Below are 21,260 nucleotides of genomic sequence, written 5' to 3'. Positions count from 1 at the left end.
CGAAGGGGTGCGGGCCCCTTGTGGGTGGGGGGTGGGGCTAGGGATGGCACGGCCCCGTCCTCGCACGCCGGACCGGACGCCGCCTCCCCGTCCTCGGACGCCGACCCCGCTGAGCTGCCGCGACCGGTGCCGAGAACGCAGCCGTCTGCGGCCTCAGCCCCTGATGATCGCCAACGCCTCGTCGCGCACCTTGGTCATCGTCGCCTCGTCGCGTGCCTCCGCGTTCAGGCGCAGCAGCGGTTCCGTGTTGGACGGGCGGACGTTGAACCACCAGTCGGCGGACGTGACGGTCAGGCCGTCGAGTTCGTCGAGTTCCACGCCCTCCAGGCCCTCGTACGTGGCCTTGATGGCTGCCAGGCGGCCTGCCTGGTCGGCGACGGTGGAGTTGATCTCGCCGGAGCCGGTGTAGCGGTCGTACTGGGCGACCAGGCCGGAGAGGGGGCCCTCCTGGCCGCCCAGTGCCGCTAGGACGTGGAGGGCGGCCAGCATGCCCGTGTCGGCGTTCCAGAAGTCCTTGAAGTAGTAGTGGGCGGAGTGCTCGCCGCCGAAGATGGCGCCGGATCTGGCCATCTCGGCCTTGATGAAGGAGTGGCCCACGCGGGTGCGGACCGGGGTGCCGCCGTTCTCCTCGACGACCTCGGGGACCGACCAGGACGTGATCAGGTTGTGGATGATCGTGCCCTTGCCGCCGTGCTTGGCGAGCTCGCGGGAGGCGACCAGGGCGGTGATGGCGGAGGGGGAGACCGGGTCGCCGTGCTCGTCGACGACGAAGCAGCGGTCGGCGTCGCCGTCGAAGGCGATGCCGAGGTCGGCGGACTCCTCACGGACCCGCTTCTGGAGGTCGACGATGTTCGCCGGGTCCAGGGGGTTCGCCTCGTGGTTCGGGAAGGTGCCGTCCAGCTCGAAGTACATCGGGACGACGGTGAGGGGCAGGCCGGCGAAGACCGTCGGGACCGTGTGGCCGCCCATGCCGTTGCCCGCGTCGACGACGACCTTCAGGGGGCGGATGGAGGTCAGGTCGACGAGGGAGCGGAGGTGGGCCGCGTAGTCCTCCAACGTGTCCCGCTGTGTGATCGTTCCCGCCTGAGTGGCCGGTGCCGGGGCGCCCGAGTCCGTCCAGCCCTCGACCAGTTCGCGGATCTGCGCGAGGCCGGTGTCCTGGCCGACCGGGGCCGCACCGGCGCGGCACATCTTGATGCCGTTGTACTGGGCCGGGTTGTGCGAGGCCGTGAACATCGCGCCCGGCAGGTTCAGCGCGCCCGAGGCGTAGTACAGCTGGTCGGTGGAGCACAGGCCGATCTCGGTGACGTCGACGCCCTGGGCTGCGGCTCCGCGCGCGAAGGCGCGGGACAGGCCGGGGGACGAGGGGCGCATGTCGTGACCGATCACGATCGCGCTCGCGTCGGTCACCTGCACGAAGGCGGCGCCGAAGAGCTCGGCCAGCGGCTCGTCCCATTGGTCGGGGACGACCCCGCGCACGTCGTACGCCTTCACGAGCTGTGACAGATCAGCGGCCACGGCCAACCCTCCTGAAAGTCCTGTCGGTCGCCCCAAACTACCCGCCCGGACTGACAGCGCGCTGTGCGCCCGCTGAGTGGACTCCGAGCCGTAACCTCAGGTCAGCGCGGAGGTCAGGGCAGCATCCAGCCCAGCACCGGTGAACTCTGGCCGACCACGATCAGGCACATCACCAGCAGCAGGCCCAGACTCCACGGCAGCACTCGCCGCAGCAGGTCCCCCTCCCGGCCCGCGAGCCCCACGGCCGCGCAGGCGATGGTGAGGTTCTGCGGCGAGATCATCTTGCCGAGCACACCACCTGAACTGTTGGCGGCGGCCAGGAGTTCCGCCGACAGCCCGGACTCCCGTGCCGCCGTCACCTGCAGCGCGCCGAACAGCGCGTTCGCCGAGGTGTCCGACCCGGACACGGCCACCCCGAACCAGCCCAGCACCGGCGACAGGAAGGCGAGCCCGGCGCCGGCCGCCGCCACGAAGTGGCCGATGGTGGCGGCCTGCCCGGAGAGGTTCATGACGTACGCGAGGGCCAGCACGGACGTCACGGTGAGGATGGCGAACCTCAACTCGTGCACGGTCGCGGCCCATTCCTTGACGGCCACGCGCGCGTGCACCCCGAGGACGACCGCCGTGCACGCGCCGGCGAGCAGCACGAGCGTGCCGCCGGTGGACACGATCGGCCAGGTGAAACACATTGCCGCCGACCGGCTCCCCGTCGGGCCCGGCGACGTTCAGGAAGGGCCAGTCGTACGTCTGCGTCGCCCCGGCCAGCCAGTCCTTGACCACGGGGATCTGCGCGACCGAGAAGATCAGCACGATCAGCGCGTACGGCGCGTAGGCGCGTACGACCTCCCGCGGCGGGTCCGCCTCGTCCAGCTCCTCGCTGCGCACGCCGGTCAGCACGGACGCGCGTACGGCCTCGGCGGCGGGCACGCGCGCGTGCGGTACGGCGACCAGGGCGCCCGCGCCGGCCAAGGCGGCGCCGATGTCGGCGAGTTGCGCGGAGACGTAGTTGGAGGCGGCGAACTGGGCGACGGCGAAGGCGACCCCGCACGCCACGGCGGGCACCCAGGTCTCTCGCAGCCCGCGCAGCCCGTCCACGAGCCCCACGAGCACGAGCGGCACGATCAGGGCCAGCAACGGCGTCTGACGCCCCACCACGGAGGCCACGTCGTCCAGCGGCAGCCCGGTGACCTGAGCCAGCGTCACCACCGGTGTGCCCATCGCTCCGAAGGCCACGGGCGCGGTGTTGGCGACCAGCGCCACGACCGCCGCGCGCACCGGCTCGAACCCGAGCGCCACGAGCATGACCGAGCAGATGGCGACCGGCGCTCCGAACCCGGCGAGGGCCTCCAGCAGGGCTCCGAAGCAGAAGGCGACGACGAGCGCCTGGATCCGGGGATCGTCGGACAGTCGCCCGAACGACCGGCGCAGAATGTCGAAATGCCGCGTCCGGACGGTCATCCGGTACACCCACAGGGCGTTGACGACGATCCACAGGATGGGGAAGAGCCCGAACACGGCCCCCTGGGCGGCGCCGGACAGCGTCTGGTCCAGCGGCATGCCGTACGCGAGCCAGGCGACCAGAACGGCCGCCAGAAGCCCCGTGAGCCCCGCCAGGTGTGCCTTCAACCGGACCCCGCCGAGCAGGACGAGGACGATCACCAGCGGCAGCGCGGCCACGAGGGCGGACAGGCCGAGCGAGCCTGCGACGGGTTCCAGTTCCTGGACGTACACGGGCACCTCCCCGGATTCCGCCATGCGGAAAGCGATTTCTCGTTCCGGCATACGGAATGGTCGTGTCCGCGACAACCGCGCGTCAATGCCCGTGCATCACTCAGCGAAACGAGCACACAGGAAACCAACGAAACGAGCACACGAGAACGGGCCCGGAGGGGAAAGGAGGGGGAGGAGGGGAGGAAAGCGACGGTCAGTTGTCGGGCGACCGCAGCACGCGCAGGTGCCCCCGCCGCGCGACCTCCATCGGATCGGCGCCCCGCCCGCCGCCACCGCCGGCCTGGGCCGCCCGCTCCTGCGGACGCGCCGCCTCGCGCACGGCGTTGGCAAGCGCTTCCAGGTCATCGCCGCTGGGACGGGCCGGAGCCGAACCGTCCAGCAGCCGCACGACCTCCCACCCCCGAGGGGCGGTGAGGCGCTCGGAGTGCTCGGCGCACAGGTCGTAGCAGTGGGGTTCGGCGTAGGTGGCGAGCGGGCCGAGGACCGCGGTCGAGTCGGCGTAGACGTACGTCAGCGTCGCTACGGCGGGACGGCCGCAAGCGGTGCGCGAACAACGACGTACAGGGCTCACGACGTTGGACGGTACCGCACTCTTGAGCGGGCCGCGACGACTCTCCCCCAGGTCACTCCACCGTGTCGTGCTGTGAAACACCCCACACGCCCCTTCCGACCCACGCCGCTGACCTGCACGGAAGCCCGATTCCGAGATCCCGAACGCGTTCAAAACCGGTCACCACTCGCTACAAACCACGACAATCACCTCGAGCTCGGCGGTCTCGGAGAGAAGCGGAATCGAGCCCAACTTGGCTGGAATGGTCAACTGCCGACATGCCCGAAGCGGCGGACGGCCACGGCCGCGACCACCACACGCTGCTCGGACACGCACCCGCCGCGAGGACTACCCTTCACCAGTGATGGACACCCCCGTACCGCCCCGTGCCGTCGGCCCCGGGCCCCGCCGCCGTGATCGCCACGGGCGGGGCATGCGCGGCCCGATCGCACCACCCCAGGTTCCCCTCGCCGCGAGCCGCGCCGACGCCTTCGCCGACCTGGTGCAGGACTCCGTGGAGCGCCTCGAACGCCGCTGGCCCCAGCTCGCCGACTTCGATTTCCTGGTCCTCGAGGTACCCCGCCTGGACGGTCCCGGCCGCACCTGGAACGACGAGGCGGTCCCTCTCGGCGGCACGATTCCCGCGCGCGAGGGCCGACCGGCGCGGGTCGTCATCTACCGCCGGCCGGTGGAGATCCGCACCAAGGGCCGGGACGAACGAGCAGCCCTGGTCCACGAGGTGGTCGTGGAACAGGTGGCCGAGCTGCTGGGTCTGACGCCGGAGACGGTGGATCCGCGTTACGGCGAGGACTGACGGCGCCGGCCGAGGCACGCGCGGCGTCGTGGCCGTCCCCGAGCAGGGGGCGCAGCCCGGCGCCGAGGGGTGCCGACGAGCCCGCAGAAGGCTTACTTCTGCAGCACCGACAGATCCTCGTCCGCCTCCGGCACAGCCACCATCCCCCGGTCGTCCGGCAGCGTCTGCACCGTGAAGCCCGGCACGCCCTCTGTCGTGACCGCCAGCATCCGGGCGCCGTACACCGGGCCGCCCGACACCGTCTCCACGGTCAGCGCATAGGTGCCCTTCAACCCGCTCGGTACCGGCACCTCGATGTCCTGTGTCGTCCCGGACTTGATCGTGTACGTCTTCGACGCCGCCGTACCGCCCTCGCTCCCCGCGGACGCCGTGACCTTGACCTCGGCCGCGCGGAACGGCGCCGTGAGGGACAGCGTCGTGCCCTTCGCCCTGTTGTCCACCACCGTCGCGCGCGTGCCGAGCGGCCGGCTCGCCGGGATGAACGCCGTCTCCTGCTTGGCTCCCTCCCCGCGGACCACCCGCACCGCCGCGACCACCGGCACGGCCCGGTCCGTGGGCGTCAGCACGAGGGACCCCGCCTCGCCCCGCATGACGTCCCCGAGATCCACCGCGCTCGTCATACCGGCCTTGACGTGCAGCGTCTCGTTTCCGGCCGGCGTGATCTCCCCGGACGGCGAGGCGAGCCGCACCTTGAGATCCGCGTCCGTGTCGCCCGGCGTGAAGGCGACGAGCCGCACCGCCTTGGCGTCCTTCGGAATGCCGGGCACGACCAGGCTTCCCGCGGGGTCGGCGGACGCCGCGAGCCAGTCCCCGCCGAGCTTGTCGTCCAGCGCCTGCACCGAGGCACCCACCCGGCCGCTGCGCACGCTCACGTGCACGGTGACGTTCTCCTGCTTCTCACCGGTGAGCGTCGACAGCAGGATCGGCTCCCCCGAATGCGGCTGAACCGTGATCCCCTCCCCCACCGTGGTCTCCAGGGCGCCGTCCTTGCCGTACAGCTCGATGTCGACGACGGCGGCGGAGTCGTCGGGGTTGGTCAGATGGACGTAGTCCGTACGGTCGGTCGCCGTGCTGGCGCCCGGGAACCAGAACTCGGTGTCCGGCGCGGTGCAGTTGACGCCCTGCAGCCCACGTCCCGCGCCCGCCACGACCTCCGTGCTCTCCTGGACGGTCCAGCCGGGCGCGAACTTCCCGTCGGCGGTCCCGATGAGCGCCGGCGAGTCCGCCCCTGACGCGTCCTCGATGACCGGCGTACCCGGTTCCTCGGCCGCCAGGACGGGCTTGTCGGCCTTCCCTGCCTCGTCGGCCTTGTTCCCGGCATCGGCCTTCTCGCCCTTGCCGTCCGCCGCGGCGCCCGACTCCTCCGACCCGGACCGCAGTTCCGCCTTCCCGTCGCTCGCCGTCCCCTTCGTGACGGGCGTGAACGACGTGTACGTCGTCTCCGCGAGGTCCGAGGTGCTCGGTGCCGGACACACCAGGCTCGACCGCTCCACGGGCAGCTCGGCGGCCGCCTTGGCGGTGTTCGTCCCGGACGCGTCCGGCGTGGTGAGCGCCGCGACCCCGGTTATGGCCGCGAGGGCCGTGGCACCGGCGATCAGGGACAGGGTCGTGCGGTTCACTGCTGGCTCCCGTCGGAACGCTCACTGCCGTGCGGATGCTGCTGCGCCGGGTCGTACGTGGGGTCGTAACCCTGCTGGTACGTCTGGTCGTACGAGGCGTCGTACGACGTGTCGTAGGCCCCCGCCTGGGGCTGCCCGCCGTACGCGTACGGGTCGTACTGGCCGCCCTGGTACGGATCCGCCTGATACGTCTGGTCATAGGCGCCGCCCGCCGGGTGCTGCTGACCGCCCGGGTACTGCTCGCCGCCGTAGCTGCCGTACTCGGCGCCCGCATAGCTGGGGGTGTCCCACTCGCCATAGGACTGCTGCTGCGGAATCGCCGCGGCGGTCTCCTCCTTCGGAGGAGACGGGAACTCCCCTCCCTGACCGGCCTCTTCGGTCTCGGCCTGGGCACGCAGCCGACGGGCCCGCCGGCCCTCGCCTGCCATGGCCTCGGCCGGGACGGCCTCCTCCTCGGGCAGGTCGTCGTCGACGTCACGGCGACGTCCGGGCAGGGCCATCACGACGAGGACCAGGGCGAGGAAGCCCTGGGTCCACAGCCAGGCGGTGTGGCCGATCGGGTCGTCGTAGGTGACGTCGAGCCTGCCGCCGCCGGAGGGGAGTTCGAAGCCCTGGGCCCAGCCGTCGACCGTGGTCGGCGTGAGCGGCCTGCCGTCCAGGGTGGCCGTCCAGCCGTCGCCGGCGCTGTCGGCGAGGCGCAGGACACGGCCTTCGGCGCCGCCCGGAATCGTGGTGTGGATCTCGACGGGCCCGGCGGCGACGGGCTGGGGCTCGGCCGAGCCGGACGCTGCCCCGGAACCGGATCCGGAGACGATGGCCGCGCGCGACACCTGCCGGTCGACCCGCCACAGCCCGCTGCCGTTCTGCTCGCTCAGCCGCTGCAGTCCCGGCGTGGCGTCCAGCACGCGCGTGACGTCGCGGGGTGCGCCCTTGTGGACGAGGACGTAGCGCACCGCGAACGCGCCGAGCTGGTCTGCCTGGTCGGCGCCGGAGCCTGCGACGAGGTTGGCGACGATCTTGTCGAGCTTGGCGTTCTCGCCGTCGGCGGCGGCGAGTTCGGCGTCGCCGAGGCGGGCGCCGGAGCCACGGACGAGCATGTAGCCGACCTGGGTCGTGGTCTCGCTGTCGAGGACGAGGGTGCGGGCCTGGTCGCGGTTGTTGCTGTCCTCGGCGACGAAGGCGGGCACCTGGACGGGGTCGCGCCGCTCCAGCGGCCCGTCGGCGCCACCGATCATCCAGCCGGCGGCGACGAGCAGCGGGCCCGCGGCGGCGGCGAAGGCGATCAGTGCGGCGACCGGCTGGCGCCAGCCGAAGCTCTGCTCGGCCACGCGCGAGCGTGCCCCGTCGGCGCCGAGCAGCGCGGCGGCCAGGAGAGCGATGCCGTAGACGAGCGTCGCGGGGCCGGCCCAGGTGGAGCTGTTGGAGAGGGCCGCGAACACGAGGCCCACCAAGGCGACCGTCCAGGCGGTCCAGATGCCGAACTGGCGCTCGGAGCGCATCAGGGCGGCCAGCGCGGCCAGCACGACGCCGATGAGCATCAGCCCGCTGACGGTGCCGGGCCCGCCCGGGCTGGCACCGAGCAGGTCCAGGGCGGACGCGGCCGAGGAGCCGTACTCCAGGCCGGCTTCCTGGAAGAAGCCGAACGGGAGCAGCGACAGCGACCAGGGCGCCAGCACCAGCAGGGGCACGCCGAACTGGGCCAGGAAGCGCAGGCCGTACGCGGTGATGTCGGTGCGTCGCACCGCCAGCAGCCCGAGTCCGAGGACCAGCGCGATCGGCCACACGATCGGCGTGAAGGCCGTGGTGATCGTCAGCAGCAGGGCGTACGCCCAGGTCGCGCGCCAACTGCCGCGCGCGCCGGAGCCGTTCGCCAGGCCGCTCGCCGCGACGCCCGCGCGCGCGATGAGCGGCAGCAGGACGGCGAGTACGGCGGTGCCGATGCGGCCGCCGGCGAGGGCGCCGGTGGCGGCGGGCAGGAAGGCGTAGACGACGGCCGCCCACGCGCGCAGGAGGCGGGACTCGACGAGCGGGCGCGAGGCGAAGTAGGCGGTGAACCCGGCCAGCGGCACCGAGCAGACCAGCAGGATCGTGACCGCGAGCCCGGTCGAGCCCAGCAGGGTGGAGGCGAGCATCGCCACGATCGCGAGATACGGCGGCGCGGACGGGGTGCCGCCGGCGCCGACCGGATGCCAGGCGTCCAGGTAACGGGACCACAGCTCGCCCGAGTCGGCCGGGGCGGGCAGCAACGCGCCGCCCGCGAGGGCGCCGCCGCCGATGAGTTCGCGGCAGGCGATCAGCGAGGCGAACAGCAGCGCCAGGAAGAGCACCGGGCCGGGCTTGCGGGCGACGCGCTTGAGGCGCGCGAACTGTTCTATCTCCAGGAAGTCCGCGTCGTCGCCGCCGGGTCCGGACTCGACCGCGCCGCCGTGCCGGCCGGCGCCCGCGGCCACCTCCGGGTCGGAGCGGCCGACGAGGTTGCCCGCGACCTGTTCGACGGTGGCCCGCACGGTCGCGCCGGGCGGCGGGAACAGCGCCCGCAGCTCCCCCTTGTCGATGGCGGGACTCCCGCGCCTGCGCCGACCGGCGATGATCCGCTCGGGGCGCAGCAGCGTGCCCATGAGGCCGCGGATCTCGTCGAGGGCCTGCCCGGGGACCTTGCCCACGAGGTAGGCCAAGGTCCGCAGGACCGTGCCGAGGACGAGGCGCAGCAGCACCCAGGGCAGCACGGCCGTACGCGTGTTGACCAGCAGGGTGTAGACGGCACCCGCCTTGTCGACCTTGTGCGGGGAGGCGGCGGTGCGGCCGACGCAGTCGACGGCGCGGCGCTCGCGGGAGGCCGCCTCGGCGTGTCGTACGACTGCCTCGGGGGCGACGAGGACGCGGTGGCCGGCGGCGGTCGCGCGCCAGCACAGGTCGACGTCGTCCCGCATGAGGGGCAGTCGCCGGTCGAAGCCACCGAGTTGTTCGAAGATGTCGCGCCGGACCAGCATGCCGGCGGTGGACACGGACAGCACCGAGCGGACGTGGTCGTGCTGGCCCTGGTCCTGTTCGCGACGGTCGAGGCCGGTCCAGCGGCGCCCGGAGTTGGCGATGGTGACGCCGACCTCGAGGAGCTGCCGGCGGTCGTACCAGCCGCGCAGTTTGGGGCCGACGACGGCGACGTCGTCCCGTCCCAGCTCGTACTCGTTCTCCACGACGCGCAGCAGCTGGGCCAGGGCGTCGGGTTCGGGGGCGCAGTCGTCGTGCAGGAGCCACAGCCACTGCACCGGCTCCCCGTGCGGGAGTTCGGGCATGTCGTAGGCGTCGTCACGCCACGTGCGCGTGACGGGGTCCCAGCCGCTCGGCCGCTTCAGATAGGTCAGCTCGTCCGGGGTGAGGAGGGGGGCGGTGCGGTTGGCCTCCTCGACGGCCTGGCCGAAGCCGGTGCGCCGGGCGAGGTGCAGTACCCGGTCGGCGCCGAGGGCGTCGGTGACGAGCTGCGCGGAGTGGTCCGCGCTGCCGGTGTCGGCGGCCACGGCGAACTGGACGGGGCGCTCCTGGCCGAGCAGCCCGGCGAGCGCGTCGGGCAGCCAGCGCGCGCCGTCGTGGGCGACGAGCACGGCGGTCACCACATGACGCGGGAACTCGGGCGTGTGGGCCGGGTCAAACGCGGCTGCGGCAGCGGGGTCGTGATGGGCTGCCGGGTGGCTGTGCACGGACATCGAGGTACGGGCCCCGGTTCGATGGACTGCGGTGGACGCCTGTGCCCCCAGGGGACAGCGGTGCGTCTCGGACGAGCGACCACACTATCGGCTGGGCATGAGAACGGCCCGCCGCCTGTGGATAACCCACCTGCGACGGGCCGTACGTGACGTATGTACGTGCGGTTGCCGATCCGGTACGTGCGGTTGTCGATCCGTTTCGTCGGACAGCGTCCTACTTCAGCAGCGACTGCTTCAGCAGCGACCTGCTTCAGACAGCGGCCTTCTTCAGTCGGCGGCGCTCCCGCTCGGACAGGCCGCCCCAGATACCGAAGCGCTCGTCGTTGGCGAGGGCGTACTCGAGGCACTCGGAGCGGACCTCACAGGCGAGGCAGACCTTCTTGGCCTCGCGGGTGGAGCCGCCCTTCTCGGGGAAGAAGGACTCGGGGTCGGTCTGGGCGCACAGCGCGCGCTCCTGCCAGCCGAGTTCCTCGTCCGCGTCGTCGACCAGCAGTTGCTGCACCAGCTCGGTCATGTGCGCCCCTCGTCTGTCTTTCGCGTCCCCGTGATGTTGCCGTTACCGATTCCGGCTGAACGACACGAGTGAAATTACAAGTGTGCTGCTCCGGGCGAGTCAAGCCGAGATCTGCTATTGAGCCCCTTATTCACTCTGCGGAACCAAGGCCTAGCGGAAAGTGTTCAAATCGGCATAAACCTTGACAAGCAGATGAGGCCCAGGTGGGCCGTCGGCCCTACGCAGAGCCTGTACGGAAAAGGACGCCCATAAGTTCGATCTCGTTGCACGCGTGCGTAGAAGCGAACCGGATCACAGTCGGATCACAGGATCACAACGACGCCGTGCGCCCGGTTGTGCGCCATGTGTCCCGGCTGCCCCATGAACAAACCTTTCGCCACCAAGATGAACCGGATGAGGTGAAAGATGCGCCACATCGCCGGGCGTCGAGTTGACAGTGCAGGCATGAACCGATGTCCTTATGGGCATGCTCGCGAACTCGGCACTCACCTCGACCCGCACCGCCGGGTCCCACGGTGCTGCCCGCGCTCGCTGTAGCTGTTGCTGTCCCAGCTGTTGAGCCGTACCCGCTCCAGCTGTAGGCCGAGTCACCCATCCCTCGGCTCTCGTTCCCTCTGACCTTCTTTCACTGAGGAACCACCCCACCCCATGAACAGCGACAGCGACCTCCAGATCGCCGGCGACATCCTCGAAGTCCCGCACCTCCTCCAGGCACCGCGCGAGCACCCGGCCACCGTCGCCGAGTTCGTCGGCCTGGCCCGTTCCATCGCCGCCGACCGGTCCCAGTGGGAGCACCTCGTCCGGTACGACGCGACCACGCGCTGGTACCACCGGCTGCGCACGGGCCCCGGCTACGAGGTGTGGCTGCTGTCCTGGGTTCCCGGACAGGGCAGCGGACTGCACGACCACGGCCGGTCCTCCGGTGTCCTGACGGTTCTGGACGGCACGCTGACCGAGCACACGGAGCGCGGCACGCGCGTGCTGGAGGCGGGTGCGCAGCGGGTGTTCGCGCCGGGTTACGTGCACGAGGTGGCGAACGACGCGCTGGAGCCGGCGGTCAGCCTGCACGTCTACTACCCGGGTCTGACCGAGATGCCGATGCACACCGCCCGGGCCTGCGAGGCCCGTGTCGAGCCGCGCCCGGTGAGTGCCTGACCCGTCACCGCGTCCGATGACTGCCGTGACACCTCGTCGCGTCCGATGACTGCCTGACGCGTTGTCGTACCCGCCTGCAAGACTGGCTCCCATGCGCATTGTGGTTCTGGCAGGCGGCATCGGTGGTGCCCGGTTCCTGCGCGGTCTGAAGCAAGCCGTGCCGGACGCGGACATCACGGTCATCGGCAACACCGGAGACGACATCCACCTCTTCGGCCTGAAGGTCTGCCCGGACCTCGACACGGTGATGTACACGCTGGGCGGCGGCATCAACGAGGAGCAGGGCTGGGGCAGGGCCGACGAGACCTTCCATCTCAAGGAGGAGCTCGCGGCGTACGGCGTCGGCCCGGAGTGGTTCGGGCTCGGCGACCGGGATTTCGCCACGCACATCGTGCGGACGCAGATGATCGGCGCCGGTTATCCGCTCAGCGCGGTGACGGAGGCGCTGTGCGACCGGTGGAAGCCGGGAGTCCGTCTCATCCCCATGACCGACGACCGCGTCGAGACGCATGTCGCGGTCGAGGTGGACGGCGAGCGCAAGGCCGTCCACTTCCAGGAGTACTGGGTACGGCTGCGGGCCCAGGTGCCGGCCGAGGCGATCGTGCCGGTCGGGGCCGAGCAGGCCAAGCCGGCGCCGGGCGTCCTGGAGGCCATCGCCGACGCGGACGTCATCCTCTTCCCGCCGTCCAACCCGGTCGTCTCGGTCGGCACGATCCTCGCCGTGCCCGGCATCCGCGAGGCGATCGCCGACGCCGGGGTGCCGGTGGTGGGCCTGTCCCCCATCGTCGGGGACGCGCCCGTGCGCGGGATGGCCGACAAGGTGCTCGCGGCGGTCGGCGTGGAGTCGACGGCCACGGCGGTCGCCGAGCACTACGGCTCCGGGCTCCTCGACGGTTGGCTCGTCGACACCGTGGACGCGGGTTCCGTGGAGCCGGTCGAGGCGGCAGGGATCCGCTGCCGGGCCGTGCCACTGATGATGACCGACATCGACGCGGCCGCGCAGATGGCCCGGGAGGCGCTGACGCTGGCGGAGGAGGTGCGGGGGGCTTGAGCTCGCGCGATGTGTCCGGCGACGGCTACCGGGTCTGGGCCGTCTCCGGGATTCCCGAGGTCCAGCAGGGCGACGACCTCGCGAAGCTGATCGCCACCGCCGAACCCGGGCTGGTCGACGGCGATGTGCTCCTGGTCACCTCGAAGATCGTGTCCAAGGCGGAGGGGCGGATCGTCGAGGCGGCCGACCGGGAGTCCGCGATCGACGCGGAGACGGTCCGGGTGGTGGCGCGTCGCGGCGCGCTGCGGATCGTCGAGAACCGGCAGGGGCTGGTGATGGCCGCGGCCGGGGTCGACGCCTCCAACACCCCCGCCGGGACCGTGCTGTTGCTGCCCGAGGACCCGGACGCGTCCGCGCGGGCGATCCGGGACGGGCTGCGCGACGCCCTCGGTGTCAATGTCGGGGTCGTCGTCACCGACACCTTCGGGCGGCCCTGGCGCTCGGGGCTCACGGACGTGGCGATCGGCGCCGCCGGTGTGCGCGTACTGGACGATCTGCGCGGCGGCACCGACGCGTACGGCAACCCGCTCAGCGCGACCGTCGTGGCGACGGCGGACGAACTCGCCGCCGCCGGCGACCTGGTGAAGGGCAAGGCCGCCGGCCTGCCCGTCGCCGTAGTGCGCGGGCTGGCGCACACGGTGGCCGAGGAGCACGGGGAGGGGGCGCGGGCCTTGGTCCGCGGCGCTCGTGACGACATGTTCCGGCTGGGGACGTCGGAGGCGGTACGGGAGGCGGTGACCCAGCGGCGTACGGTACGGGCGTTCACCGACGAGCCCGTGGACCCCGGGGCCGTTCGACGAGCGGTCGCGGCGGCGGTCACGGCGCCGGCGCCGCATCACACGACACCGTGGCGGTTCGTGCTGCTGGAGTCGGAGGAGTCGCGGACGCGGCTGCTGGATGCGATGCGCGACGCGTGGATCGCCGATCTGCGGCGGGACGGCAAGAGCGAGGAGTCCATCGCCAAGCGGGTGCGGCGCGGGGACGTACTGCGGAAGGCGCCGTATCTGGTGGTGCCGTGCCTGGTGATGGACGGTTCGCACACGTACGGGGACGCGCGGCGGGACGGTGCCGAGCGGGAGATGTTCGTCGTCGCCGCCGGTGCCGGGGTGCAGAACTTCCTGGTCGCGCTGGCCGGGGAGCGGCTGGGCTCGGCGTGGGTGTCGTCGACGATGTTCTGCCGGAGTGTGGTGCGCGACGTGCTGGGGCTGCCGGAGGAGTGGGATCCGATGGGGGCGGTGGCGGTCGGTCATCCGGCGGAGGAGCCGAGACCGCGGGCGGAGCGGGATGCGGGGGGCTTCATTGAGGTGCGCTGATAGGCGCCCTGCGGTGCGTGGGCTCGTGGACTCCTGGGGGCTTGTGGTGCGGAGCTCGTAGGCCCCCTTCCGGTAACTATGCTCGTAGGACCGCTCCATCCCGTACCGCTAGGACCTCATCCGTGGCAGGACGTTTCCCTCCGCGACCCACGCGTACGACCGTGCGCGGTGGGCATGTCGCCGTGCCCGCGGGTGTGCCGCGGCAGGCTGCCGAGGTGGGGAAGGTGCGGACGGTGGTGCCGGACGGGCCGCTCGATCTCGGGCTGGTGCTGGGGCCCTTGCGGCGCGGCCCGGGGGATCCGACGTTCCGGGCGATGCCCGACGGGTCCGTGTGGCGGGCCTGCCGTACGCCGGCCGGGCCCGGGACGCTGCGGGTCGGCGTGCGGGGTGCCGAGGTGCGGGGGGAGGCCTGGGGGCCGGGGGCCGAGTGGCTGCTGGAGCAGTTGCCGGAGCTGCTCGGGGCGGCCGACGATCCGTCCGCGTTCGTGCCGCGGCATCGGCTGGTGGCGGTGGCTCGGCATCGGCGGCCCGGGCTTCGGCTGACGCGGACCGGGCTGGTGATGGAGTCGTTGATTCCGTCGGTTCTGGAGCAGAAGGTCACGACCGATGAGGCGTATCGGGCGTGGCGGTTGCTGGTACGGAAGTACGGGGAGCCGGCGCCGGGGCCCGCGCCCGGGCGGATGTGTGTGATGCCGGATGCGGAGACCTGGCGGCTGATTCCGTCCTGGGAGTGGCATCGGGCCGGGGTCGACAACAAGCGGGCGTCCACGATTCTGCGGGCCGTGCGGGTTGCTGCGCGGATGGAGGAGGCCGTGCGGATGCCTCCGGCGGAGGCGCAGGGGCGGTTGGAGGTCGTGCCGGGGATCGGGCCGTGGACGTCGGCGGAGGTTGTGCAGCGTAGTCATGGGGCGGCGGATGCGGTGACCGTGGGGGATCTGCATCTGCCGGGGATTGTGGGGTTTGCGCTTGCTGGGGATCGGGATGCGGATGACTCCGTGATGCTGGAGTTGCTGGAGCCGTATGCGGGGCAGCGGCATCGGGCGGCTCGGTTGATTCTGTTGAGTGGGCGGGTGCCGGGGCGGCGGGCGCCGCGGATGCCCCGGGGGGATATCGGGCGGTTGTGACGGGGGCGGCGGTGTGGTTGCCGTTGGCTGGGTTCGCCCCCGCCGCCCCTACCCGTCCCGTCCTCCAGGGGCTCTGCCCCTTCGACCCCGGGCTTTTCTGGGGGCTGCCGCCCCCAGACCCCGCTTCGGCCCTTAAGGGGCCTCGTCCTCAAACACCGGACGGGCTGACATTGCCTGGGTCGGCGTCGAGAAGTCGCCCTCGCCCAAATGTCGCCCCCTGCGGGTGGGTGGGGGTTCGGGACGGTGCGGTCCCGGCCTCGAACGCCGGGCGGGCTGACATTGCCTGGGCCTGCGCCGAGAAGTCGCCCTCGCCCAAATGTCGCCCCCTGCGGGTGGGTGGGGGATCGGGACGGTGCGGTCCCGGCCTCGAACGCCGGGCGGGCTGACATTGCCTGGGTCGACGCCGAGAAGTCACCCTCGCCCAAATGTCGCCCCCTACAGATCCGGTGAGAAGCGCACCGCCCCCGACGGGATTCGTGCGTCGCACCACACCCGTACGCCCTCCCTCAGTTCGTTGTCGGCGCCGATCACCGCGCCGTCGCCGATCACCGTGCCCGTCAGGACGGAGCGTTCGCCCACGCGGGCTCGGGTGCCGATGAGGGAGTCGGTGATGATGGCGCCGGGTTCGATGACCGCGCCGGGGAGGATCGTGCTGCCGAAGACGCGTGCGCCCTCGGCCACGAACGCGCCCTCGCCCACCACCGTGCCGCCGGTCAGCTTGGCGTCGGGGGCGACCCGGGCCGTGGGGAGGATCAGGCGGTCGCCGCAGCGGCCGGGGACCGCGGGGGACGGGGCCCGGCCCAGGACGAGGTCGGCCGAGCCTCGGACGAAGGCCGCGGGGGTGCCGAGGTCCAGCCAGTACGTCGAGTCGACCATGCCCTGGAGGTGGGCTCCGGCCGCGAGGAGGTCCGGGAAGGTCTCGCGTTCCACCGAGACCGGGCGGCCCGCGGGGATCGTGTCGATGACCGAGCGGCGGAAGACGTACGCCCCCGCGTTGATCTGGTCGGTGACGATCTCCTCGGGGGTCTGCGGCTTCTCCAGGAATGCCGTCACCCGGCCCGTGTCGTCCGTGGGGACCAGGCCGTACGCCCTCGGGTCCGTCACCTTGGTGAGGTGGAGGGAGACGTCCGCGCCCGTCGTTTCGTGTGTGCGGACCAGGGCCTTGATGTCCAGGCCGGTCAGGATGTCCCCGTTGAAGATCAGGACCGGGTCGTCGGGCGCGGAGTGGAGCCGGGAGGCCACGTTGCGGATCGCGCCGCCCGTGCCGAGGGGCTCCTCCTCCGTGACGTACTCCAGGTGGAGACCGAGCGCCGAGCCGTCGCCGAAGTACGGCTCGAAGACCTCGGCCAGATACGACGTCGCCAGGACGATGTGGTCGACGCCCGCCGCTCTCGCTCTCGCCAACTGGTGCGTGAGGAACGGGACCCCGGCCGCCGGGACCATGGGCTTCGGCGTGTGCACGGTGAGCGGACGCAGCCGAGTGCCCTTGCCGCCGACCAGGAGGATCGCTTCTGTCACCTGTCGTCTCTGCTTCCTGCCGGGACCGGCCGAACTGTCTTTCGGCCGGCCAGTGTATGCAGACCGTTGTGCGGCGCCTTCGACGGCAGTGCGGCGTACGCCCCCACATGGCCCCCCAATTGCCCCGTGTGCCCACCCCTGGCCCACCCCTGGTCCACCAGCATGCTTCCGCACGGTGGTCCGGCGGGTCCCCCGAATCCCTACATCGCGGTGAACTCCGTCCTCGTCTCAGCGTCCCTGGTAGCGGGCCGCCGCCGCGCGGGCCGTGCCGAGTTTGCGGTAGAGCTGCAGTCCGGGGCACGCCGTGGAGAAGCCGTCCCGATGTCCGGAGATCGTGTTCAGTCGTACGTTCTTTCCCTTTCGGTAGAGATTGCCACCGCCGGACTTCAGGTATGTCTTGGCGCGCGGATTGACGCCGAAGAGGCCCAGCTTCCAGGCCGTGAGCCGGGCGATGCCCCGCACCGCCGCGCCGGACGGCTTGGCGGAGCCGTAGCTGCCGAGGACGGCGATCCCCATGCTGTTGCTGTTGAAACCGCGCGTGTGGGCACCCAGGACCGGCTTCGCCGCTCCCCCGGCGCGCCCCTCGTAGATGTTTCCGCACTTGTCGACGAGGAAGTTGTAGCCGAGGTCGCGCCAGCCCATGCTCTTGACGTGGTACCGGTAGATACCGCGAATGAGCGAGGGAACCTGCGAGCACGAGTACTTGGTGCCGGTCGCGGTGTGGTGCACGAAGGCCGCCTTCACCTTCTTCGTGTAGGTGAACTGCTTCTCCCGCCAGCTCTCGTTCGCGCCCCAGCCACGCCGAGTGACGACGCGCGGCCGCGGCCCGATGTGCGGCTTCGCCCGCTGCTCCTGCGTCAGCTCGCTGCCGCGCAGGGCCAACAACTCCCGCTCGGTCTCGGCCCGGCCGAGCTCGGGGATCTCGGTGGCGCCCAGCGGGGCGAGTTCGGCGTTGACGGCGGAGGCGGCGGTGGCGGCCCCGGAGGCGCCGAGGGCCTCGGCGGTCTCGCCGGTCTCGGCCGTCAGGGAGCCGGGGCGGGAGGTGCCGTCGGGGTCTTCCGGTGCGGGCGCGGGATCGCCGGGATCGACGAGTTCGAGGCGGAGGCCGGCGGGGAGCGGGGAGACTACGCCGGTGTCGGAAGGCGGGGCCGAGTCGCCGGCACCCGGAGGGGTCTTCTCCGACCGTCCCTCGGCAACCGCCGCCGTGACCCGCACCTCCACGCCGTCCGACTCCCCGACCCACAACGGCGCCGTGGAGCCGCGCACCCGGGCCGAGGTGCCTTCGGCGGTGCCGGGGTCGGCCGCGTGCTCGGCGTTGTGCGTCTCGACGTCCTGCCAGCCGGACCAGATGCCGGTGCCGACCGCGCGGGTGCGGACCTGGACACGGCCGTGCAGTTCGGCGTTCGGGTCGTCCCAGATGACGCCGACTAGGGAGAAGGGCCGTACGTCCTGTTGGGGCAGGCCCTGTTCGGTGGATGGGTCGACGGTTCGGTCATGGGTGAGGGGGGCGAGGGGCAGCGACTGGGTGCTGCCGGACACGGACGGCTCGGCGTCCGTACGGCGCACCGCAGATCCGTCCGCCGTGGCCACCGGCGCGCTCATGGCCACCGCCGGCACGCTCGTGGCCACCGTCCGCGCGCTCGTGGCCACTTCCGCGCCGAGCGCCGGTCTCGCGGTCGCCGCGACGGCGGGTGGGGTGAGCGGGAGGGCCAGAGCCGCCGCGCACGTGACACCGATCGAGGAAGCAAGGAATCCACGCATGCTCCCGATGGTGGACATGGTCGTACAAACCTGTCCATCTGGGGATTGACGGGGCGTCGGTCCACGGTTCGCCCGAACCGGTGGCGGCGGAGTACCGCCGACCGGGCGTGCGCGGGGGCGGGTCCGCGTACCCTTGCGCGGGTGAACGCCACCGATCGCACCCCTGCCGACCTGCTGCGTTCCGCGCTCGCCGCGGATCCCGGACGTCCCCTGGTGACCTTCTACGACGACGCCACCGGGGAACGCGTCGAATTGTCCGTGGCCACCTTCGCCAATTGGGTGGCCAAGACCGCGAATCTCCTCCAGGGCGACCTCGGGGCCGGGCCGGGAGACCGGGTCACGTTGCTGCTGCCCGCGCACTGGCAGACGGCGGTGTGGCTGCTGGCGTGTTCGTCCGTGGGCGCGATCGCGGACGTGGGCGGGGATCCGGCGGCGGGTGACGTGGTCGTGAGCGGGCCTGACTCGCTGGAGGCCGCGCGGGCGTGCCGGGGGGAGCGGGTCGCGTTGGCGCTGCGGCCGCTGGGGGGCCGGTTTCCGCAGCCGCCGGGGGGCTTCGCCGACTATGCGGTGGAGGTTCCGAGTCAGGGTGACCGCTTCGTGCCGTATGCGCCGGTCGATCCCGAGGATCCCGCGTTGATCGTCGCGGGTCGGGAGTTCAGCGGTGCGGAGGTTGTCGAGCGTGCTCGGGCCGAGGCGACGGGGCTGGGGCTTACGGGGCCGGGTTCGCGGATCCTGTCCGCGTTGCCGTACGACACGTGGGAGGGGCTCAACGCCGGGCTGTACGCGGCGTTGGCGACCGACGGGTCGGTGGTGTTGTGCCGGCATCTGGAGGCGTTGGGTGAGGAGGCGTTGGCGAAGCGGATCGAGAGCGAGCGGGTGACGGCGACGGCGAGGTGACGCCGGGCGCCTACCGGCTTGCTCCCTTGCTTTTCTCGCCCCCGCCGCCCCCACCCGTCCCGTCCTCCAGGGGCTCTGCCCCTTCGACCCCGGGGCCGTTTCTGGGGGCTGCCGCCCCCAGACCCCCGCTTCGGCCCTTAAAGGGCCTCGTCCTCAAACGCCGGACGGGCTGAAGATGCCTGGTCCGGCGTCGGAAGGTGCGGCCCCTGCGGGTGGGTGGGCCCCATTCCCCGCCCGACCGCCGGCGGCCCCGTCACCCATTCAGCCCACCACCACCCACCCCCAACCCCCCACCCGAGCCATGGTCGTAACAGCAGCCCACACCGCAAGCAGCACGCCCTGAGGAGTGGAGCCACCTGTGACCGGCACCTCGCGCCCACGCCCCGGACGTTCCGGTTTCGTCGGCCGATGGGTGCGGCGAGGGGCCGTGGGGGTGGGGCTGGTGGTGGTGGCCGCCGCGGGGGCCGGGTGGGCCGTCTACGCCAAGCTCGACTCCAACATCACCGCCGACGAGGCCGCCGCCGCGGAACTCGAGCGGTACGAGAAGGAGCGTCCCACCTCGCTCGTGGGCGACGCCCGGAACATCCTGCTCATCGGGTCGGACACCAGGGCCGGCAGCGGAAACCGGCGATACGGGCGCGACTCCGGTACCGAGCGCTCCGACACCACCATCCTTCTCCACCTGTCCGCCGGGCGCCGCAGCGCCACCGCCGTCTCGATACCCCGCGACCTGATGGTGAACGTCCCCGGATGCCGGCGTTCCGACGGCAGCCGTAGCGACCCCATGTTCGCGATGTTCAACTACGCCTTCCAGGTGGGCGGTTCGGCCTGCACCGTCCGTACCGTGGAGCGGCTCACCGACGTCCGTGTCGATCACCACATGGTCGTCGACTTCCAGGGCTTCAAGGAGATGGTCGACGCCCTCGACGGCGTGGAGATCTGTCTCACCGAGCCCATCGACGACAAGGCCGCCAAGCTGAGGCTCCCGGCCGGCAAGGTGACCCTCAACGGCGAACAGGCCCTCGGCTACGTCCGCGCCCGCAAGTCCCTCGGCGACGGCAGCGACACCGACCGCATGGAGCGCCAGCAGCGATTCCTCGCCGCGCTCGTGAACAAGGTGCAGAGCAACGACGTGCTGCTGAACCCGGTGCGCCTCTACCCGGTCCTCGACGCCGCCACGTCCTCCCTCACCACCGACCCCGCCCTGGCCAGCTTGCGTGGTTTGTACGAACTCGTGCGCGGCGTGCGCGACATCCCCACCGAACGCGTGCAATTCCTCACCGTTCCTCGGGAGTCCTACATCCACAACGCCAATCGCGATCAACTCATGGAGCCCGCCGCCGAGCGGCTCTTCCAGCGGCTGCGCACCGACACCCCGGTGGAAGTCGTGGATTCGTCCGGAATGCGACGCGGGTCGTCGCGCGATTCCTCGTACAAGAGTTCCCATGACGGTGACGGGAAGTCGGGTGGCAAGCGGATCGACGACTCCACGGAGCCCACTCCCCCACCCCCCACCTTCCGCGGCAACACCGCCGCCGAGAACGCCTGCGGGTAAAGCGCTCACCAAGTCCACGAACCTCAATTCAAAGAAATGCGCCGGATTGCCCAGTTGTAGGGACGTGGAATTTGTCACCGTCGTGGCTTGACGCTGAACTGGCCGGATAGTGTGAGCGATCCGGTGCACCCGGCCGTAGTTAGGCTTGCGCACTGTTTGACCGAGACCCGAGCGCCTTGGAGGGGGTAGGCGCCGCGTGGCCCCGACGGAGGATTCAGACAACCGTGGACGCGCAAGGCCGTAGGCGGGCGGACGACATCGATCCCGCAGACCAGTGGGTACTCAATCCGAGCACCGGTGAATACGAACTGCGACTGACTCCTTCCGCTCCGCAGTCGTCGGTTCCCGGACCCCGTAGATCCGCCTCCCGGGCCGGCGCCGCCTCGCGCGCCGCCGGCGCGAGCGCCCCGGGCGCGGGCGGTGCGGCGGCCGGCGGCGC

The 21,260-nt window shown here is 71.7% G+C and carries 14 protein-coding genes and 2 pseudogenes; 8 read left to right on the top strand and 8 right to left on the bottom strand.

The window, feature by feature from the left end; genetic code table 11:
* Positions 1-153 precede the first annotated feature (153 nt).
* From ABD932_RS29965 to ABD932_RS29955, 3 genes and pseudogenes are all read right to left on the bottom strand, one after another.
* The gene (locus ABD932_RS29965; RefSeq protein WP_345017314.1) at positions 154-1,518 is read right to left on the bottom strand and encodes a phosphomannomutase/phosphoglucomutase; all 1,365 of its coding nucleotides are present in this window, start codon (positions 1,516-1,518) and stop codon (positions 154-156) included.
* Between the two features lie 113 nt (positions 1,519-1,631).
* Positions 1,632-3,249 (bottom strand): annotated as a pseudogene (locus ABD932_RS29960) (L-lactate permease).
* 193 nt (positions 3,250-3,442) lie between these two features.
* Positions 3,443-3,820: a DUF3499 domain-containing protein gene (locus ABD932_RS29955; protein ID WP_030053098.1), complete on the bottom strand. Its 378-nt coding sequence runs from the start codon at positions 3,818-3,820 to the stop codon at positions 3,443-3,445.
* Between the two features lie 343 nt (positions 3,821-4,163).
* Between ABD932_RS29955 and ABD932_RS29950 the strand changes: the two genes are divergently transcribed.
* Entirely contained in the window at positions 4,164-4,613 is a 450-nt protein-coding gene (locus tag ABD932_RS29950; protein WP_250091153.1) for a metallopeptidase family protein, read from the top strand.
* A 92-nt stretch (positions 4,614-4,705) separates the two neighbouring features.
* Here ABD932_RS29950 and ABD932_RS29945 read toward each other — a convergent pair whose 3' ends face one another.
* From ABD932_RS29945 to ABD932_RS29935, 3 genes are all read right to left on the bottom strand, one after another.
* Positions 4,706-6,232 (bottom strand): DUF5719 family protein, encoded by a 1,527-nt coding sequence (locus tag ABD932_RS29945; protein WP_345017312.1) that lies wholly within the window; start codon positions 6,230-6,232, stop codon positions 4,706-4,708.
* Entirely contained in the window at positions 6,229-9,933 is a 3,705-nt protein-coding gene (locus tag ABD932_RS29940; RefSeq protein ID WP_345017310.1) for a glycosyltransferase family 2 protein, read from the bottom strand. The genes ABD932_RS29945 and ABD932_RS29940 overlap by 4 nt, the downstream gene beginning before the upstream one ends.
* A 250-nt stretch (positions 9,934-10,183) precedes the next feature.
* Complete coding sequence (locus ABD932_RS29935; protein WP_003975777.1) at positions 10,184-10,447, bottom strand: WhiB family transcriptional regulator; 264 nt, start codon at positions 10,445-10,447, stop codon at positions 10,184-10,186.
* A 648-nt stretch (positions 10,448-11,095) separates the two neighbouring features.
* On the opposite strand from ABD932_RS29935, the gene ABD932_RS29930 reads away from it, so the two are divergent.
* From ABD932_RS29930 to ABD932_RS29915, 4 genes are all read left to right on the top strand, one after another.
* Positions 11,096-11,602: a cysteine dioxygenase gene (locus ABD932_RS29930; RefSeq protein WP_345017307.1), complete on the top strand. Its 507-nt coding sequence runs from the start codon at positions 11,096-11,098 to the stop codon at positions 11,600-11,602.
* Positions 11,603-11,693: 91 nt separating this feature from the next.
* Complete coding sequence (gene cofD, locus ABD932_RS29925; protein ID WP_345017304.1) at positions 11,694-12,653, top strand: 2-phospho-L-lactate transferase; 960 nt, start codon at positions 11,694-11,696, stop codon at positions 12,651-12,653.
* Complete coding sequence (locus ABD932_RS29920) at positions 12,650-13,966, top strand: coenzyme F420-0:L-glutamate ligase (RefSeq protein WP_345017302.1); 1,317 nt, start codon at positions 12,650-12,652, stop codon at positions 13,964-13,966. Before cofD ends, ABD932_RS29920 begins: the two co-directional genes overlap by 4 nt.
* 122 nt (positions 13,967-14,088) lie before the next feature.
* Entirely contained in the window at positions 14,089-15,090 is a 1,002-nt protein-coding gene (locus ABD932_RS29915; protein ID WP_345017300.1) for a DNA-3-methyladenine glycosylase family protein, read from the top strand.
* Positions 15,091-15,525: 435 nt separating this feature from the next.
* On the opposite strand, the gene manB is transcribed toward ABD932_RS29915, so the two are convergent.
* Entirely contained in the window at positions 15,526-16,608 is a 1,083-nt protein-coding gene (gene manB, locus ABD932_RS29910) for a mannose-1-phosphate guanylyltransferase (protein WP_345017298.1), read from the bottom strand.
* 228 nt (positions 16,609-16,836) lie between these two features.
* Positions 16,837-18,369, bottom strand: coding sequence for an N-acetylmuramoyl-L-alanine amidase (locus ABD932_RS29905; RefSeq protein ID WP_345017297.1), 1,533 nt, complete (start codon positions 18,367-18,369; stop codon positions 16,837-16,839).
* Between the two features lie 141 nt (positions 18,370-18,510).
* Between ABD932_RS29905 and ABD932_RS29900 the strand changes: the two genes are divergently transcribed.
* From ABD932_RS29900 to ABD932_RS29890, 3 genes and pseudogenes are all read left to right on the top strand, one after another.
* Entirely contained in the window at positions 18,511-19,266 is a 756-nt protein-coding gene (locus ABD932_RS29900; protein WP_345017295.1) for a TIGR03089 family protein, read from the top strand.
* Positions 19,267-19,678: 412 nt separating this feature from the next.
* Positions 19,679-20,821 (top strand): LCP family protein, encoded by a 1,143-nt coding sequence (locus tag ABD932_RS29895; protein ID WP_486389371.1) that lies wholly within the window; start codon positions 19,679-19,681, stop codon positions 20,819-20,821.
* A 224-nt stretch (positions 20,822-21,045) separates the two neighbouring features.
* Positions 21,046-21,260 (top strand): annotated as a pseudogene (locus ABD932_RS29890) (LCP family protein); the annotation flags it as partial.

The sequence above is a fragment of the Streptomyces shaanxiensis genome, assembly GCF_039537145.1.
Classification (GTDB): domain Bacteria; phylum Actinomycetota; class Actinomycetes; order Streptomycetales; family Streptomycetaceae; genus Streptomyces; species Streptomyces shaanxiensis.
This window is presented reverse-complemented; position numbering and strand designations above follow the sequence as displayed.

Excerpts from the sequence above, each read along its gene's own strand:
- ABD932_RS29950 (WP_250091153.1), top strand. The coding sequence starts at position 4,164 with ATGGACACCCCCGTACCGCCCCGTGCCGTCGGCCCCGGGCCCCGCCGC.
- ABD932_RS29940 (WP_345017310.1), bottom strand. The coding sequence starts at position 9,933 with ATGTCCGTGCACAGCCACCCGGCAGCCCATCACGACCCCGCTGCCGCA.
- ABD932_RS29935 (WP_003975777.1), bottom strand. The coding sequence starts at position 10,447 with ATGACCGAGCTGGTGCAGCAACTGCTGGTCGACGACGCGGACGAGGAA.
- ABD932_RS29930 (WP_345017307.1), top strand. The coding sequence starts at position 11,096 with ATGAACAGCGACAGCGACCTCCAGATCGCCGGCGACATCCTCGAAGTC.
- cofD (WP_345017304.1), top strand. The coding sequence starts at position 11,694 with ATGCGCATTGTGGTTCTGGCAGGCGGCATCGGTGGTGCCCGGTTCCTG.
- ABD932_RS29905 (WP_345017297.1), bottom strand. The coding sequence starts at position 18,369 with ATGCGTGGATTCCTTGCTTCCTCGATCGGTGTCACGTGCGCGGCGGCT.